Genomic DNA, 1,877 nt, shown 5'->3' on the forward strand with positions numbered 1-1,877 from the left:
CGGGGCTGCCTCTGCTCGACGGACTGCTAGACTCGGAGGAATGTGTGCTGAAATGAAAGATCCAGTTCTTGTTCGTACGATACGGAAGTGGGAGCGCGATGACCCCAGTTCTGAAGCTACGGGGACACTGCGTCTGCGGCTTCCTTTCGTAGAGGGTGTGGTTTCCATGCTGGACATTTCTCCCTAGTTCTGGTAGACATGGATGCGGCAATGTCGCCGACTGGCGAGGAAGATCCATGGCAAAATTCGTGATCGAGGTCCCTGAGGAGCTAAGAGGTGCCGGAGAGGCGATGGCGTCCGCTCTGGAGACGATGAAGAAGACCCTCGCTCGGGCGGGTGGAGGCAAATCCGTCGACTATGCGGAGGTGGAGCGTACGATCTCTGAGGAGGCTGCCACGATCGAACGGGAGAGTCACCGCGCGATCCTTCAGTCGCTGGACATCGACGTTCCGAGCGTGGTGATCGGTGGCATTCGCTACAACCGGGTGGGACGCTGCGATGCGCCGTACCACACCATGGCCGGATCGGTATCAATCGAGCGGTCGTTGTACCGTCAATCGAGCCAACGCGGGGGCCAGCCTGGAGGAAGGGTGGTGGACGCGGTGAGCTTGCGGGCGGGAGTCGTGGGCGACGGCTGGCTGCCGAAAGCAGCGCGGGCCATGGCCCACGCGGTGCAGCAAGGGACATCGCGTGAAGCGGAGGCAAGCGCGCGCGAGTCTGGGCGGCTGCCCTACTCGCGCTCGAGCTTCGAGAAGGTGGCGCACCTGGTCGGGGCACTCGCGGTGGCCGATCGAGAGGACATCGAGGATGCCTTGATCGACGCCTACGAGGTGCCCGAAGAGGCGAGCTCGATCAGCATTTCTCTCGATCGAGTCAGTATACCCATGGAAGAGCCTCTGCCTCGGCCGGTTGGTCGCCCCAAGAAGGGAGCACCGCAGCGGCCGATCGAACGGAACTTCCGCATGGCCTACTGCGGGACCGTGACCCTTCACGACGCGACCGGAGCAGCGCTTCATACGATCCGCTACGGCTGCATGCCCGAGGGGGACATCATTGGGTTACGCAATCGCCTGGTTGCCGATGTGGCTACGCTGAGGAGTAAGCGCTCGGGTCTGAGGATCCAGCTCCTTTGCGACGGAGCGCCAGAAATGTGGAATCTGTTGGAGGATGGGTTCACGAGTGAGAAGTTCGGGGAAAACATCGAGCAGCTCGTCGACTATCCGCACCTCGTCTCAAAGCTCAGCGCCGCCGCCAAGGTCATCGCCGAGGCAGACACGGAAGAGGAAACAGTGAAGCGCTGGAAGCTGAGGCTCCTCAACCGAGACAACGGTGCCATCGAGATCCTCGAAGAATTGATCGCATCGGGAATGGATGAAGGTGTCACCGACAACAACCCCGTTCATGCGGCGATTTCGTATCTCCAGAATCACGGCAAAGAGGCAGATCGGATGAACTATGCGCGGGCCCGGAAACTTGGCCTTCCTATCGGAAGCGGCAACGTCGAGGCGACCTGCAAGAGCCTCTTCGAGCTCCGGCTCAAGCGCTGTGGCGCCCGGTGGAAGGAGGAAACGGGGCAGCACATCGTACAGTTGCGAGCGCTCGCCCTCAGCGATCGATGGGGGTCCGCGATAGAACTCACTCTACGCCCACTCAGTAGAGCCGTACGCGCTGCTTGATCAGTATGGAAACCACACCCCAAGGGGCACTCTAGATAGAGCAGTGCCAGGTACAACAGCACCCACCCGAGGCCTTCAGACTCACGGAAGCTCGGCGAGAGGTACGGTGGCGATCTCGAGATCCAGCGCCGCCCCACTCTCGATCCTGGTGAGGAGAGGTGATCCGCCGCCTGCCGAACTCCCGAGAGAATCCGAAGAAGA

Annotated in this window: 1 protein-coding gene; it reads left to right on the top strand. The window is 61.3% G+C overall.

Features of this window, described 5'->3' with window-relative positions; all coding sequences use genetic code 11:
- Nucleotides 1–236 precede the first annotated feature (236 nt).
- The gene (locus GY725_12500; GenBank protein ID MCP4005006.1) at nt 237–1,676 is read left to right on the top strand and encodes an ISKra4 family transposase; all 1,440 of its coding nucleotides are present in this window, start codon (nt 237–239) and stop codon (nt 1,674–1,676) included.
- The last annotated feature ends 201 nt before the right edge of the window (nt 1,677–1,877 follow it).

The organism is bacterium, assembly GCA_024226335.1.
Taxonomy (GTDB): Bacteria; Myxococcota_A; UBA9160; order SZUA-336; family SZUA-336; genus JAAELY01.

What these genes read in the sequence shown, in the direction of transcription:
- GY725_12500 (MCP4005006.1), top strand. Translation starts at nt 237, where the DNA reads ATGGCAAAATTCGTGATCGAGGTCCCTGAGGAGCTAAGAGGTGCCGGA.